Source organism: Vreelandella halophytica (assembly GCF_968193635.1).
Genome location: NZ_OZ309107.1, coordinates 3745950 through 3759474, shown reverse-complemented (window position 1 = coordinate 3759474; position 13525 = coordinate 3745950). Strand labels below are relative to the sequence as shown.

At 61.8% G+C, this 13525-nt stretch carries 13 protein-coding genes; 6 read left to right on the top strand and 7 right to left on the bottom strand.

Going from position 1 to position 13525, the window contains the following annotated elements:
* Positions 1-10 precede the first annotated feature (10 nt).
* Positions 11-958: a PstS family phosphate ABC transporter substrate-binding protein gene (locus ACWHXT_RS17405; protein WP_447956758.1), complete on the bottom strand. Its 948-nt coding sequence runs from the start codon at positions 956-958 to the stop codon at positions 11-13.
* Positions 959-1079: 121 nt separating this feature from the next.
* On the opposite strand from ACWHXT_RS17405, the gene ACWHXT_RS17400 reads away from it, so the two are divergent.
* Positions 1080-1496, top strand: coding sequence for an acyl-CoA thioesterase (locus ACWHXT_RS17400; RefSeq protein ID WP_447530389.1), 417 nt, complete (start codon positions 1080-1082; stop codon positions 1494-1496).
* A gap of 57 nt (positions 1497-1553) precedes the next feature.
* On the opposite strand, the gene ACWHXT_RS17395 is transcribed toward ACWHXT_RS17400, so the two are convergent.
* The 3 genes from ACWHXT_RS17395 to hexR form a co-directional block, all read right to left on the bottom strand.
* Complete coding sequence (locus tag ACWHXT_RS17395; RefSeq protein ID WP_447956757.1) at positions 1554-2642, bottom strand: TRAP transporter substrate-binding protein; 1089 nt, start codon at positions 2640-2642, stop codon at positions 1554-1556.
* 101 nt (positions 2643-2743) lie between these two features.
* Complete coding sequence (gene uvrD, locus ACWHXT_RS17390) at positions 2744-4945, bottom strand: DNA helicase II (RefSeq protein ID WP_447956756.1); 2202 nt, start codon at positions 4943-4945, stop codon at positions 2744-2746.
* 74 nt (positions 4946-5019) lie between these two features.
* A complete protein-coding gene (hexR, locus tag ACWHXT_RS17385) occupies positions 5020-5874 on the bottom strand; it encodes a transcriptional regulator HexR (RefSeq protein WP_447530386.1) in 855 nt (284 codons plus the stop codon).
* Between the two features lie 265 nt (positions 5875-6139).
* Between hexR and ACWHXT_RS17380 the strand changes: the two genes are divergently transcribed.
* Positions 6140-6358 (top strand): PA3496 family putative envelope integrity protein, encoded by a 219-nt coding sequence (locus tag ACWHXT_RS17380; RefSeq protein WP_447956755.1) that lies wholly within the window; start codon positions 6140-6142, stop codon positions 6356-6358.
* Positions 6359-6460: 102 nt separating this feature from the next.
* On the opposite strand, the gene ACWHXT_RS17375 is transcribed toward ACWHXT_RS17380, so the two are convergent.
* From ACWHXT_RS17375 to ACWHXT_RS17365, 3 genes are all read right to left on the bottom strand, one after another.
* Positions 6461-7804, bottom strand: a complete 1344-nt coding sequence (locus ACWHXT_RS17375; RefSeq protein ID WP_447956754.1) for a sodium-dependent transporter — start codon at positions 7802-7804, stop codon at positions 6461-6463.
* Between the two features lie 163 nt (positions 7805-7967).
* On the bottom strand, positions 7968-8822 hold the full coding sequence (locus ACWHXT_RS17370) for a DUF72 domain-containing protein (RefSeq protein ID WP_447958064.1): 855 nt from the start codon (positions 8820-8822) through the stop codon (positions 7968-7970).
* A gap of 59 nt (positions 8823-8881) precedes the next feature.
* The gene (locus tag ACWHXT_RS17365) at positions 8882-9676 is read right to left on the bottom strand and encodes an IclR family transcriptional regulator domain-containing protein (protein ID WP_447894693.1); all 795 of its coding nucleotides are present in this window, start codon (positions 9674-9676) and stop codon (positions 8882-8884) included.
* A 125-nt stretch (positions 9677-9801) separates the two neighbouring features.
* On the opposite strand from ACWHXT_RS17365, the gene aroQ reads away from it, so the two are divergent.
* The 4 genes from aroQ to ACWHXT_RS17345 all read left to right on the top strand — a co-directional run bounded on the left by aroQ (position 9802) and on the right by ACWHXT_RS17345 (position 13519).
* A complete protein-coding gene (gene aroQ / locus ACWHXT_RS17360; RefSeq protein WP_447956753.1) occupies positions 9802-10251 on the top strand; it encodes a type II 3-dehydroquinate dehydratase in 450 nt (149 codons plus the stop codon).
* Positions 10252-10444: 193 nt separating this feature from the next.
* The gene (locus ACWHXT_RS17355) at positions 10445-11743 is read left to right on the top strand and encodes a class-II fumarase/aspartase family protein (protein WP_447956752.1); all 1299 of its coding nucleotides are present in this window, start codon (positions 10445-10447) and stop codon (positions 11741-11743) included.
* 184 nt (positions 11744-11927) lie between these two features.
* Positions 11928-12749: a CoA transferase subunit A gene (locus ACWHXT_RS17350; protein WP_447956751.1), complete on the top strand. Its 822-nt coding sequence runs from the start codon at positions 11928-11930 to the stop codon at positions 12747-12749.
* Positions 12746-13519: a CoA-transferase subunit beta gene (locus ACWHXT_RS17345; RefSeq protein ID WP_447956750.1), complete on the top strand. Its 774-nt coding sequence runs from the start codon at positions 12746-12748 to the stop codon at positions 13517-13519. The genes ACWHXT_RS17350 and ACWHXT_RS17345 overlap by 4 nt, the downstream gene beginning before the upstream one ends.
* Positions 13520-13525 lie beyond the last annotated feature (6 nt).

Below are 13525 nucleotides of genomic sequence, written 5' to 3'. Positions count from 1 at the left end.
CATTTTTATGTCAGTCGTGTGACACCGGCTGCGTTTCGCGCTGCTCGTCGGTTAGCGGTACAAAGCCTGCGTCCCGCACGATTTGCTGGCCCTCGACGGACATGATCAGTTCGATGAAGGCCTGCTCGACCGGGGGCAGCGGCGTATCGGGAGCGGCGTTCACGTACAGGTACAAATCTCTTGAAAGCGGATACTCGCCGCTTTGGATCGTCGTCTCGGTGGGGAAGATCGCTTTGCCCTGACCATCGATGATGCCCAGCGGGTGCACCATGGGTGTCAGGTGATGATAGCCGCTGTAGCCCATGGCGTCCGGCGCGTGGCCCACCGCGGCCACGACCGCCGAAGAGCCCGGGTATTCGCTGATATCGGCTCGAAACTGCCCGCCGCACAGCGCCCGCTGGCGGAAAAGATCGAAGGTGCCCGAGGCCAGGTTGCGCCCGCTGAGCGCGATGCGCCCATAAGGCCACTGTGGCGGTGGCGTGATGTCGGCCCAGCGGCGAATCGGCGTGCTGGCCCCGCAGGCGCGGGTGGTGGAAAAAATGGCGTCCAGCGCCTCGGGGGACAGCGCGTTCAAGGGGTTGTGTCGGTGCACCACCACGACCAACGCATCCCGGGCGACGCGAAGTTCGCGTGGCGGATAGCCGTAGCGCGCTTTGAAGCGGGCACGCTCGCCTTCGCTCATGGGCCGCGACATGGGGGCGAGGCGCGTCGTCCCCGCGGTGAGCGCCGACGGTGCAATCGCCGAGCCGCCCGCCTGAAACTGCACGTTGATATCCGGGTGGCGCGCGTTGAGCGCCTCGCCCCAGCGCAGCACCAAACTCGCCATGGTGTCGGAGCCGGTCGCCCCCAGGGTGCCGCTAATCGGCGCGCTCGCAAAGACCGGCGCGCTGAGCCAAAGCAGCAGCCAAAGTGCAAGGCTTACGTATTTATTGGCTGGGCGTAGCCCGCGACTGTTCAAACGATCCACCTCTTGTGATTAGCTGACGCCGGATGCTAACCGTGCCATCATGTCCGCATCCTGTTACAAAAATACGTTACAGCCGTCTTTTACAACAATAAGCCTTTGAAGCGACCCGACTATGACACCGCTTGAACATGACCTCGACGATGCGCCTGCTCCGCTTGGGCAGTTGACGCTAAAGCTACTGGCTTCGCGTCAGGATACCAATCTTTATGGCGATATTGCCGGCGGCTGGCTGGTCAACCAGATGGACCAGGCCGCGGAGTTGGCGGCCGGCCGTGAAGCAGGCGGGCGCACCGCGACGGTGGCGATCGAGTCGATGGACTTTCTAAGCCCGGTACGGGTGGGCTCGATGGTCAGCGTATACACCCAGGTACAGGAAATCGGCCACAGCTCGATCAAAATCGATGTCGAGGTGTGGGTGCGCCCGCCCCAGGGGCGCACCCTCGAAGAGCGCCAGAAGGTGACCGAGGCCCGCTTCGTGGTCGTGGCCCTGGACGATAACGGGCGTATTCGCGCCGTGCATAGCGACTAGCGCGGCCATCAAAAAGGGCGCCCTGGGCGCCCTTTTTCAATGCTCTGACGCAGACACTCAGGCGCCGATGCTCTCGCGGCCCTTGAAGTAGGCGTATTCGCCGATATCGCTGAACGGGCGCATCAACTGCTGGAACGCCGCGTAGGATTCGTAGACGCGGCGCGACTCTTCGTCGTTTTCGGTCTGGCGCTGAATCACTTCTTTCGATGCCTCGAACAGCGCCTGCATGACGTCGTCCGGGAAGGTGCGAAGCTCGACGCCGTGCTCGTCGACCAGGGTTTCCAGCGCCTGAGCGTTGTGGAAGGCGAACTCGGTGAACATGGCCAGGTTCGAGGCCCGGGCGGCTTCGCGAATCACCGCCTGCAGGTCTTCCGGCAGTTCGTTCCAGGCGTCCAGGTTGATGAAACTTTCGACCAGCGCGCAGGGCTCGTTCCATACCGAGGTGTAGTAGTAGTCGGCGACCTGGTGCAGACCGAAGGCCATGTCGTTGTACGGGCCGACCCAGTCCGCGGCGTCGAGCACGCCGGTCTGCATCGAGGTAAAGATCTCGGAGCCTGGCATGTTCACGGTGCTCACGCCGATGCCGTTCATCGCCTCACCGGCAAGACCGGGCAGGCGCAGACGAAGGCCCTGCATGTCGTCCAGCGAGTTGATCTCTTTTTTGAACCAGCCGGCCATCTGCGGGCCGGTGTTGCCTACGGCGAACGGCTTGAGGTTGTGGTTGGCATACACCTCGTCCCAAAGCTCCTGGCCGCCGCCGTGGTAGATCCAGGCGTTCATTTCGGTGGTGGTCATGCCAAACGGCACCGCCGTAAAGAACTGCGCCGCCGCCACCTTACCGCGCCAGTAGTAGGGCGTGGAGTGGCCAATTTCGGCAGTCCCTGCGGACACCGCATCGAATACTTCGAGAGCCGGGACCAGCTCGCCGGCGCCGTGTACGCGAATGCGCATGCGCCCATTGGAGAGCTCTTCCACCCGGCGGGCGAAGTCGTTGGCGCCGGTACCCAGCGCGGGGAAGTTTTTCGGCCAGGAGGTGACCATATCCCAGGTGTAGGTTTGTTGGGCCTGGGCGCTGCTCACGAAGGGGGCGGCGGCGACACCAGCGGCGCCGAAGCCGGCGGTTTTGATGAATTGGCGGCGTTGCATGAGAGGGGATACTCCAACAAGGTCTGTTTTTTTATAGTTGCACAAAGGCGCAAGCGTCGCTTGTGAGTATGCGCCAAAGGGGTTTTGTTGGGCAAGTGAGCCTAAAGCGGGGTGAGCTTGGCAAAACCGAGTACCAGCCACTTGTCGCCTTCGCCTTCGAAACTGACGTGCACCCGGGCCCGCGCGCCCTGGCCTTCGGCGTTGAGGATCATGCCTTCGCCGAACACCGGATGACTCACGCGCTGGCCCACGTGAAGCTCCGGAAGCTCCCCGTCGCTCTCGATGGAGGTCTGCGCGTAGTTGGGCCGCGCCGAGGCGGTGACCGGGCGGGCGACGTGGCCGCGCAGGCGTACCTCTTCGAGCAGATGCGGCGGCAACTCGCGCAGAAACCGCGACGGCCGGGGGAAGACCTCCTTGCCGTGCAGCCGCCGCGTTTCGGCGTGGGTCAGGTAAAGCTTCTGCATGGCGCGGGTCACGCCCACGTAACAAAGCCTTCGCTCCTCTTCCAGGCGCCCCGGCTCCTCGACGGACATCTTGTGCGGGAAGAGGCCCTCTTCGACGCCGGCGATGAACACCACCGGAAACTCCAGACCCTTGGCGGAGTGCAGCGTCATTAGCTGCACGCTGTCTTCGAACTCCTCGGCCTCGTGGTCGCCGGCGTTGAGCGCGGCCTCGGACAGAAACGCCTCCAGCGCTACCATGCCTTCGCCGGCTTCCGGCGTCTCAAAAGCGTCGCCCTGGGTGAAGGCCCGCGCCGCGGTCACCAGCTCGCCCAGGTTCTCCACCCGCGCCTGGCCCTTCTCGCCGCGCTCGCTCTTGTGATGCTCGATCAGCCCGGTGTGCTCGACGACGTGATCGATGATCTCGTAAAGCGAGAGCCCTGCGGCGTCGTTGTCGAGCTGCTCGATCAGGTTGGCGAATTTTTGTACGGCGTTACCCGCGCGGCCTTTCAACGTGCCATCACCGACGGCGTCGTGCAGCGCCTGCCAAAGAGAGACGCTCTCCAAACGCGCCCGGTGGCGCAGGATTTCCACGGTACGCGTGCCGATACCCCGGGTGGGCACGTTGATCACCCGCTCCAGTGAGGCGTCGTCGTCACGGTTGAGCAAAAGACGCAGGTAGGCCAGGGCGTTCTTGATCTCCAAGCGCTCGTAGAAGCGGTGGCCGCCATAGATGCGATACGGCATCCCCTGGCGGATCAGCGTCTCCTCGATCAGCCGCGACTGGGCGTTGGAGCGGTAAAGAATCGCCACGTCGCGCCGGTTCACGCCTTCGTCGACGCGCTCCTTGATGGTGTCGACGATGTAGCGCGCCTCCTCCAGGTCGTTGAAACCGGCGTAGACCGAGATCGGCTCGCCTTCGACGCCGTCGGTCCAAAGATTCTTGCCCATGCGCTCGCTATTGTGGCTGATCAAGGCGTTGGCGGCGTCGAGAATGGCACTGGTGGAGCGATAGTTCTGCTCCAGGCGCACGGTATGGGTCTGGGGGAACTCGTCTTCGAAGCGGCGAATGTTCTCGATTTTCGCCCCGCGCCAGCCGTAGATCGACTGGTCGTCGTCGCCGACCGCGGTCATCGGCGTCTGCATGCCGGTCAGAAGCTTCAGCCAGGCGTACTGCAGGGTGTTGGTGTCCTGAAACTCGTCCACCAGCACGTGGCCGAAGCGCTCGCGGTAGTGGTTCAAAAGCGCCGGGTTGTCCCGCAAAAGCTCCAGGCTTCTAAGCAATAGCTCGCCGAAATCGACCAGCCCGCCGCGCTCGCAGGTGAACTGGTAACGCTCGTAGAGTTCGACCATCTGGCTTAGATAGCCGTCGCCTTCCACATTGACCTGGTGCGCTCGCAACCCCTCTTCCTTGCAGCCGGAGATGAAGCTCTGCACCTGGCGCGGTGGGTAGCGCTCGTCGTCGACGTTGTAGTCCTTTAGCAAGCGCTTGACCAGGCGTAGCTGGTCGTCGGAGTCGATGATTTGAAAGTTCTGGGGGAGTTTCGCGTCCTGCCAGTGGGTGCGCAAAAGCCGGTGGGCGATGGAGTGAAAGGTGCCCACCCAGACGTGGCGCATGGAGATGCCCAAAAGCGCTTCCAGGCGCGTGCGCATCTCCCGGGCGGCCTTGTTGGTAAAGGTAACGGCGAGCAGCGCGTAGGGCGAAAGGCCCTCGGCCTGCATCATCCAGGCGATGCGATGCACCAGTACCCGGGTTTTACCCGAGCCCGCCCCGGCGAGCACCAGTAGATTGCCCTGGGGGGCGCTGACCGCCTCGCGCTGCGCGGGGTTGAGCTGATCGAGAATCGCCGTCACGTCGTCCATGGTAGCCGCTGCCGGTTTGCAAATGGGCCGACAGTTTAACACAGCCCGGCCACTGGACGACCATACAGTGCGTGCTAGCTTTCGTCCGGGTAGCGCAGCGTATTCAAGCTCTTCTTCACCGCTTTTAACTGCTCGGCAAGCTTCGGCCCGCGGGTTTTGGCAACGCCCACCGCCAGCACGTCGATCAGCACCAGATGCGCAATGCGCGAGCTAAGCGGCGTGTAGATCTCGGTATCTTCGTGGACATCGATGTAGAGCGGCAGGCTCACCTCGTCGGCCAAGGGCGACTCGCTCGGGCAAAGCCCGATCACCGTGGCGCCGGCTTCCCGGGCCAGGCGAACGCTTGCCACCAGCGCCTTGGTGCGCCCGGTTTGCGAGATCGCCACCACCACGTCGCCTTCCTGGAGGGTGACCGCGGACATGTTCTGCATATGCGGGTCGGCGTAGGCGGACGTGGAAATCTGCAGGCGGAAGAACTTGTGCTGAGCGTCGAACGCCACCGCCCCGGAGGCGCCAAAGCCGTAGAACTCGACCCGGTTGGCCATGGCCAGGGCGTTGACCGCGCGACCGAGGGCGTCGTTATCCAGCCGGTCGCGCACCGATAAAAGCGTACCCACGGTGGAGTCGAAAATGCTGTGAGAGAACTCCGCCACCGAGTCGCTATCGTTCATCGAGAACTGGGCGAACTGGCTGCCCGAGGCAAGCATCTGCGCCAGCTGCAGCTTGAAATCCTGAAAGCCGTTACAGCCCAGCGCCCGGCAAAAGCGCACCACCGTGGGTTCGCTGACGCCGGCTTCCGTTGCCAGGTCCACGATGCGCATGTGGATCACTTCGTCGGGGTTACGCAACACAAAACGCGCGACTTTTTGTTCGGAGCGGCGAAAGTGCTCCATGCGGCGTCTCATTTCATCGAACAGGGCGCGACTCACGGTGAGCTCCTTGATTATTCGGTACACGCTACGATCCCATAGCGTTTTCGACAGTATGCCTGACCCAAGCGCGTTATGCGCCGTCAAGCCGTTCGCCATTCCTGCGTGGCGCTTGCGCGTTTAAAAGCCGTTAAAGCTTTTCTTTCCGGACCGTCATCATTTTGTCAAGTAGGTTATAGTAATAAGTGACGTGCCGCACTGCATCATAAATAGTGGTCACGGATGCAGGTGGACGAACGCCGATTCACCTGAGGGAGCATCGATTATGAAAAACGTCGAACGCTTGACGTCGCTTAAAAGCGAACTGCTCGAACTATTCATGGGAATGGAAGTCGCCGAACACACGCAGCGCCGGAGAAGCGCCGCCCAGCGCAACCTGAAGGCGCGCCGCGGCATCGAGCTACACCGGGAGTCACAAAAACTTTCCCGAGACATCGCCCCGCTGCCGGACGACGATGAGCTGGCGCACCGCGCGCTTCACTAGCGCGTAACGGGTCAACGTGCCGGGTCCAGCCTTGCGCAGATACCAAAAGGCCCTGCCAATGGCAGGGCCCGTCAGTGGCCGACATCCGTTTTGCCAAGCGGCTTAGATGAAGCCCGCCACGAACACCACGACCACGCCAATCGGTGCCACGTATTTGGTCAGCAGATTCCAAAGGCTGTAGTCGTACACGTCCATGCCAAGCTCCTTGCGCGACTCTTCCTTGTCCAGGCAAAGCGAGTAGAACACGATCGCGCCCAGGCCGGTCAGCGGCAGCAGAATCTTGCCGGTGAAGGTGTCCAGGAAGTCGAAGATGTTCAGCCCGAACAGCAGTACGTCCTCCCACACGTTGAACGACAATAGTGCCGCCACACCGACCAGCCACACGGCCACGGCACTGACCAGCGTGGCGCCCAGGCGACCAAGACGCGTGCGCTCCTCCAGGGTTTCCACCACCGGTTCCAGCAGCGAAATCGCCGAGGTGAGTGCTGCGAAGGTCAACAGCAAAAAGAAGCCGAGTCCCAGGAGGCTTCCGCCGACCATGTTGCCGAAGGCGATAGGCAGCGTAACGAAGATGAGGCCTGGGCCGCTGGAGGCATCGAGGTTCGTGGCGAAGACGATCGGGAAGATCGCAAGGCCCGCCAGCAGCGCGATGGCGGTGTCGAGGACGATGACCGTCCGCGCGGTACTCAGCAGGTTGACGTCCTCACCCAGATACGAGCCATAGGCCATCATGATGCCCATACCCAGCGACAGCGTGAAAAAGGCTTGGCCCATGGCGGCCAGCATGACGCCGCCGTTGAGCGCGCTCCAATCCGGGGTGAACATGAAGGCGAACGCCTCACCGAAGGAGCCGCTCACCGCGCCGTAACCGACCAGCACCAGTAGAAGGACGACCAGTGCCGGCATCAGGATGCGCGCGGCGGCTTCCAGCCCTTTGGTAACGCCGCGGGCCACGATGCCCACGACCAGCACCATGAAGAGCGTGTGCCAGATCAAAAGCGAACCCGGGTCGCCCAGCAGCGCGCCGAAGGCTGCTTCGCTGGCCTCGGCGTCCTGGCCGCTGAACGAGCCGGCCACCGCGTTGATGGTGTAGTTGAGCGACCAGCCGCCGATCACGCTATAAAACGACAGGATCAAAAACGACGCCAGCACGCCGCTGATACCCACCAACGCCCACCGACGCGTGCGGCCATGGCGTTTGGCGAGATCCGCCATGGTGTTGATCGGGTTTTTCTGACCACGCCGGCCGATCATCCACTCCGCCACCAGAATCGGTAGGCCCACCAGCGCCACGCACGCCAGGTAAACCAGAACGAAGGCCGCGCCGCCGCTTTCACCGGTCAAGTATGAAAAGCGCCAAATATTCCCCAAGCCAACCGCTGAACCAGCGGCCGCCAGCACAAAGCCCATACGCGATGACCATTGTGCATGTGCCAGTTTTGCCATACATCACCCAAGGTTTTCAGTTTGTAATAAGCTTTTTTAAGCTAACGCCCCCACTCGATAACATTAAGTGGCTATCGAAAGTATGCGCAATTTATATGAACAGCGCCCACCATGCCAGCGCCCGCCGGTGCCCGGTGGGCAATTCCTCACGCTGAAGGCTCGGCTAGAAGAGCGGTGTTTGGGTGTCGCCGGGGAAGGTAGCCAGTGCGGGGAGCGAAACCTGTTCGCACAAGGCGTTATAAAGCATTTGTGCCATCTGGGGCGACTCGCGGTTATCCGCTGTATGCACAAACAAGAAAGGGGTTTTCCCCTGATTTATCCACAGGTTGATACGCGCTATCCACGGCGTGAAATAGTCCCTGTTGATCGCCTTGTCAATGTGCCCGATGAAACGAATGACCGGCTGATTCGCCGTTGAAAGCACGTGTAGCGGGAGTTTCGGCTTTTCCTGACGCGCTTTGTCAAGCCCCGGATGGCGTTGGTCCGGCGTTGAAAAGACCGGACGCACATCCAGCATTACGCGGTTAGCCGAATAAGTTATCAACAATTGGTTAAGCGCTTTTTCCGCGTCCCCTTTCTGGAAAAACTCGGGGTGGCGTACCTCGACGGCGCAGGGTAAATGCGTAGGCCACTGGGCGAGCAGCGCCTCCAACCTGGGCAGCTCCTGAGCGCCGAAATCCCGGGGCAGTTGCACCATGGTGGGCCCTAGCCGGTCGTGCAGCGGCGTCAGTACGTCGAGAAACGCCCAGGCGTCGCCGAGCGAGCCCAGCCGCTGGTCGTGCGTTACCCGCGCGGGCAGTTTGAAGCAGAAACGAAAGTGCGCCGGCGCCTGACGCGCCCAGGCCGCAATGGTGTCGCTCTTCGGCGCCCCGCTGTAAAAGGTGGTATTGCCCTCGACACTCGAAAATACGGTGGCGTAGTCGCTTAAAAGATCCGTTTTTGCGTGGCGCGGGTAAAGGCTACCTTGCCACTCCTGGTTGGCCCACATGGGCAGGCCAAGGTAAAGGGGAGGAGGCATACTCATCAGCGGACACCCTTTTAGTGAAGCGCAGCTTTCAAGCGAGATTTAAACGAAGGTTAACGCGTAATGGCGGTGCGTATCTGCGCGGCCTTTTGCTGTAATAGCGGCAGATACTCCTCGAGCAGCGTGTCCATATCGACACGCGCCGCATTCGTGCTGATATTGATCGCCCCCAGCAGCCTACCCGAGGCGTCAAAGGCCGGTACGGCAAGCGAGCGTAGGCCGGAGTCAAGCTCCTGGTCGGCAACCGCGTAGCCCTGCTCGCGAACGGCGTGAAGCCGCTTTTTGAGCGCCGTTTTATCGACCAGGGTCTTGTCGGTGTAGCGCTTTAGGGCAATGCGCTCCAGATACTCCTCGAGCGCCTGCTCAGGGAGCTGGGCAAGCAGAACGTGGCCCATCGACGTATGTGCCGCCGGCAGGCGAGTGCCGATGGAAAGCGTAATGGCCATCAAGCGATGAGGCGCCGCTGAACGCGCGAGGTAAATGACCTCGTCACCGTCGAGCTGGCCAAGCGAGGAGGACTCCCCGGTCCGGGCGGTAATGTCTTCCAGGAACTGCTGGATAACGCTACGATAATTGTTCGCGGAAAGAAACGAATAGCCCAGCTGCAGGACTTTGGGCGTCAGCTCGAAATAACGCTGGTGCTTTCGCACGTAGCCGAGCGCGTGCAACGTGAGCAAAAAACGCCGCGCCTTGGCGCGATTCATGTCGGTGCGCGCGGCCACTTCGCTCAAGGTCATACGTGGATGCGCATCGTCGAAGGCCTGAATGACCTCCAGGCCACTGGCCAGGGCAGAGACAAAGTCACGGCTATCGGGCGTGAGCACATCGTCCGGTAAAGAGTCTTTCATAGCGAAGGGGTCACCGTTGGCACGCGGTTATAAAAAAGCTAATGTAACATAGTGTTCGAATAGCGAACAATTATTCGTTAGTCTGCTCCAGTACCCTCAACCCGCCATCAAGGAAGCCATCTACTATGGGTCACAAAAAGGTAACGGTACTGCACGGGCCGAACCTCAATCTTTTGGGCACCCGCCAGCCCGATATCTATGGCCACGAAACCCTGGAGGACGTGAACAACCGGCTGCGCGAAGCGGCGCTGCCGTCAGGGTGGGAGGTCAACTGCTTTCAAAGTAATCACGAAGGCGCGCTGATCGATGCAATCCACGCTGCCCGGCAAGACGGGAGCATAGCGATCATCATCAATCCGGCGGCTTATACGCACACCTCCGTTGCCATCCTGGATGCACTCAACGCCTTCGAAGGGAGGGTCATCGAAGTGCATATTTCCAACGTGCACAAGCGCGAAAGCTTTCGTCACCACTCCTACGTGTCATTGCGCGCTGACGGGGTGATCGCCGGGCTTGGAACACAAGGCTACCTGGCGGCGCTGGACGCCATCATGAAAGCGCGCGGCGCTGTTTGAAGCGCAGGCAGTGGCATATCGAGCGGTAACGAGGGGTCATTGATATCTGGAATACACCTTAGTGCCCCGGTACACATAGCAAATATTCATACCATTTTTCCATTGAGAGCGGTTGTTACGCTATTTTCATGCTCTGAATAACCGTCATCGGAGCCCCACACCCATGCCCGCCCCCTTCTTTAAGCACCCCTTCATGAGCCAGAGCGCGCTTTCCACCTGTGACGAAAGCGCCATGGTACGCGCCATGCTGGCCTTCGAGCTGGCGCTGGTGGAGATCCAGGAAGCCTCGGGGGCAGCGCCCGAAGGCGCAGCCCTGATAATGCGCGAGCAGCTCGAAAGCGCCACCTTCGATACCGCCGAACTCGCCGAGGGCATCGCCAGCGGCGGTAACGTTGCGATTCCATTCGTTAAGCAGGGCCGGGGGCGACTCGGTGACGACCTCAAGCGCTACTGGCACCAGGGCGCCACGAGTCAGGACGTGGTGGACACCGCGCTTATGCTGCTGCTCAAACCGCGCCTGGAGGCCCTCGATACCCTGCTGAAACGCTGCCGTGCGGCGGCAATCACGCTCATGGAGACCCACGTCGAGACCCCCATGGTCGGGCGCACGCTGATGCAGCAGGCGCTGCCGATCACCTTCGGCGTAAAGGTGTCCCACTGGGCCGTTGGCCTGGAGCAGGCGCGCCGGCGTTTGGCAGGAGTGGAGCTGCCGGTACAGTTCGGCGGCGCCGTGGGCGTGCACTCGGGCTGGGGGGGGCACGGCCTTGGCTGGATGGACGCGCTGGCCAAGCGGCTGGGGCTGGCGGCACCGGTGCTACCCTGGCACACCGACCGCTACCCGGTTCAAAGCCTGGGCGCCGCGCTTGATGGCGTCGCAGGGGCGGTCGAGCGCATCGCCCTGGATATTTCGCTGCTGACTCAGACCGAAGTCGGTGAAGTGGCCGAACCTTCGGCCCCCGGTATGGGCGAGTCCTCCTCCATGCCGCATAAGCGCAATCCGGTGCGCTGCGCGCTGATTCGCGGCGCCGCCCGGCAGGTACACGGCCACGCCAGCGTGCTTTCGAACGCGGCGGCGCAGCCTCTGGAGCGTGGCCTGGGCGAGTGGCATGCCGAGTGGGCCCCGCTCACGGAAAGCGCGCTATTGGTCGAGGGCATGCTGGAGCAGGCCGCGGTGCTACTCGAGGGGCTGGAAGTCAATCCGCAAGCGATGCGGCGCAATCTGTCGGCAACCGGCGGCGGCATCATGGCCGAGCCGGTCGCGCGTTTGCTGACACCCGCGCTGGGGGCAGAGCGGGCAAAGACGGTGAGCGCCGAAGCCGCCGAACGAGCACGCAAGCAGGAGCGCCCCTACGCCGAGGTACTCGCCGAGTACGCCGACGTGGCAAACGCCGTTAGCCAAGAGGCACTGGAGCAGACCTGTGATCCCGCTTTATACCTTGGTAGCAGCGTCGCCCAGGTAAGCCGCGCTAAAGATTGGTTGGAAAAATCATAAGCAAATGAATTATATAGATTAATTAGGCTGAATTTAAAAAGGGCGGCGGTTATCGAAGCGCTACCGCCATGGCCTGGGGTTTGACGCTATTCGCTTAGCGCAGTAACTTGTTCGTATAAAGAATGTATGTTCGTTATGTGAACAAGTTGTCAGAGATGGCAATTCCCTGCTAAGAGGCACCCCTATGGCCGAGTTTCTCAGCCTGCATGACGCGGTGGCGCGCTACGTCGAAGACGGCGCGACCGTGGCCATGGAAGGCTTTACCCACCTGATTCCGTTTGCCGCGGGTCACGAAGTGATCCGCCAGCAAAAGCGCGACCTCACCCTGATCCGCATGACCCCAGACATCATCTACGATCAGTTGATTGGCGCCGGTTGCGCCAAAAAGGTGATCTTTTCCTGGGGCGGCAATCCGGGCGTTGGTTCGCTTCACCGCCTGCGCGACGCGGTCGAGAAGGGCTGGCCTCGCAAAATCGAGATTTTGGAGCATAGCCATGCCGCCATGGCCTGCGCGTTCGAAGCCGGTGCGGCGGGGTTGCCGCTGGCGGTGCTGCGCGGCTACGTGGGAAGCGAGCTGCCAAGCGTCAACGACCAGATCAAGTTCATCGAGTGCCCGTTCACCGGCGAGCGCCTGGCGGCGGTACCGTCGGTGCGCCCGGATGTCTCGATCGTGCACGCCCAGCGCGCGGACCGCCAGGGCAACGTACTGGTGGAAGGCATCGTCGGCGTTCAAAAGGAGGCCGTACTGGCGGCCAAACACAGTATCGTCACGGTGGAAGAGATCGTCGACGACCTGGCGACCCACCCCAACGCCTGCGTAATTCCGGGCTGGGCGATCAGCGCCATCGCGGTGGCCGAAAAGGGCGCGCTGCCCTCCTATACCCACGGCTACTACGGGCGCAGCAACCGCTTCTACAAGGAGTGGGACGCCATTGCCCGGGACCGCGATACCTTCACCCAGTGGCTTGACGATAACGTCTACCAGGCTGGGGAGAATGCCCAATGAGTCTTGAGTACACCTCGTCTGAAATGATGACGGTCACCGCGGCCCGGGCGCTGGAGAACGGCTCGACCTGCTTCGTGGGCATCGGCCTGCCGTCGGAAGCGGCCAACCTGGCGCGGCTGACTCACGCCCCGGATGTCGTGCTGATTTATGAATCCGGCACGCTGCAGACCAAACCCAACGTGCTGCCGCTCTCCATTGGTGACGGCGAACTTGCCGAAACCGCGCTGACCACCGTCGCCGTGCCGGAGATGTTTCGTTACTGGCTACAGGGCGGGAAAATCGACGTCGGTTTTTTGGGCACTGCCCAGATCGACAAGTACTGTAATCTCAATACCACGCTGATTGGCGACTATCGCGAACCCAAAGTGCGCCTGCCCGGCGGCGGTGGCGCGCCGGAGATCGCTACCAACGCCGGGGAAGTGTTCATTACCTTGAAACACTCCAGCCGGGCCTTCGTCGAGCGGGTCGATTTCGTGACAACGCTCGGCTTCGGTCGCGATGGAAAGGGGCGCGATAACGTCCCCAACATCGGCAAGGGGCCCACCCGGGTGATCACTGATCTGTGCGTGATGAAACCCGACCCGGACACCAGGGAGCTGGTGGTGGTGTCGCTTCATCCGGGGGTAACCCGGGAGCAGGTGCAGGAAGCCACCGGCTGGGAGATCCGCTTTGCCGAGCAGCTTTCGAGCACCCCGGAGCCAAGCGACAACGAGTTATCAGTTCTGCGCGAGCTGAAAGAGCGCACCGACCGCGCCCACGCCGGCCAGTAGGCATTT

Coding starts and splice junctions, on each gene's coding strand:
- ACWHXT_RS17345 (WP_447956750.1), top strand. CDS start 12,746: ATGAGTCTTGAGTACACCTCGTCTGAAATGATGACGGTCACCGCGGCC.
- ACWHXT_RS17380 (WP_447956755.1), top strand. CDS start 6,140: ATGAAAAACGTCGAACGCTTGACGTCGCTTAAAAGCGAACTGCTCGAA.
- ACWHXT_RS17370 (WP_447958064.1), bottom strand. CDS start 8,822: ATGCCTCCTCCCCTTTACCTTGGCCTGCCCATGTGGGCCAACCAGGAG.
- ACWHXT_RS17355 (WP_447956752.1), top strand. CDS start 10,445: ATGAGCCAGAGCGCGCTTTCCACCTGTGACGAAAGCGCCATGGTACGC.
- uvrD (WP_447956756.1), bottom strand. CDS start 4,945: ATGGACGACGTGACGGCGATTCTCGATCAGCTCAACCCCGCGCAGCGC.
- ACWHXT_RS17395 (WP_447956757.1), bottom strand. CDS start 2,642: ATGCAACGCCGCCAATTCATCAAAACCGCCGGCTTCGGCGCCGCTGGT.
- ACWHXT_RS17350 (WP_447956751.1), top strand. CDS start 11,928: ATGGCCGAGTTTCTCAGCCTGCATGACGCGGTGGCGCGCTACGTCGAA.
- ACWHXT_RS17400 (WP_447530389.1), top strand. CDS start 1,080: ATGACACCGCTTGAACATGACCTCGACGATGCGCCTGCTCCGCTTGGG.
- aroQ (WP_447956753.1), top strand. CDS start 9,802: ATGGGTCACAAAAAGGTAACGGTACTGCACGGGCCGAACCTCAATCTT.
- ACWHXT_RS17375 (WP_447956754.1), bottom strand. CDS start 7,804: ATGGCAAAACTGGCACATGCACAATGGTCATCGCGTATGGGCTTTGTG.
- ACWHXT_RS17365 (WP_447894693.1), bottom strand. CDS start 9,676: ATGAAAGACTCTTTACCGGACGATGTGCTCACGCCCGATAGCCGTGAC.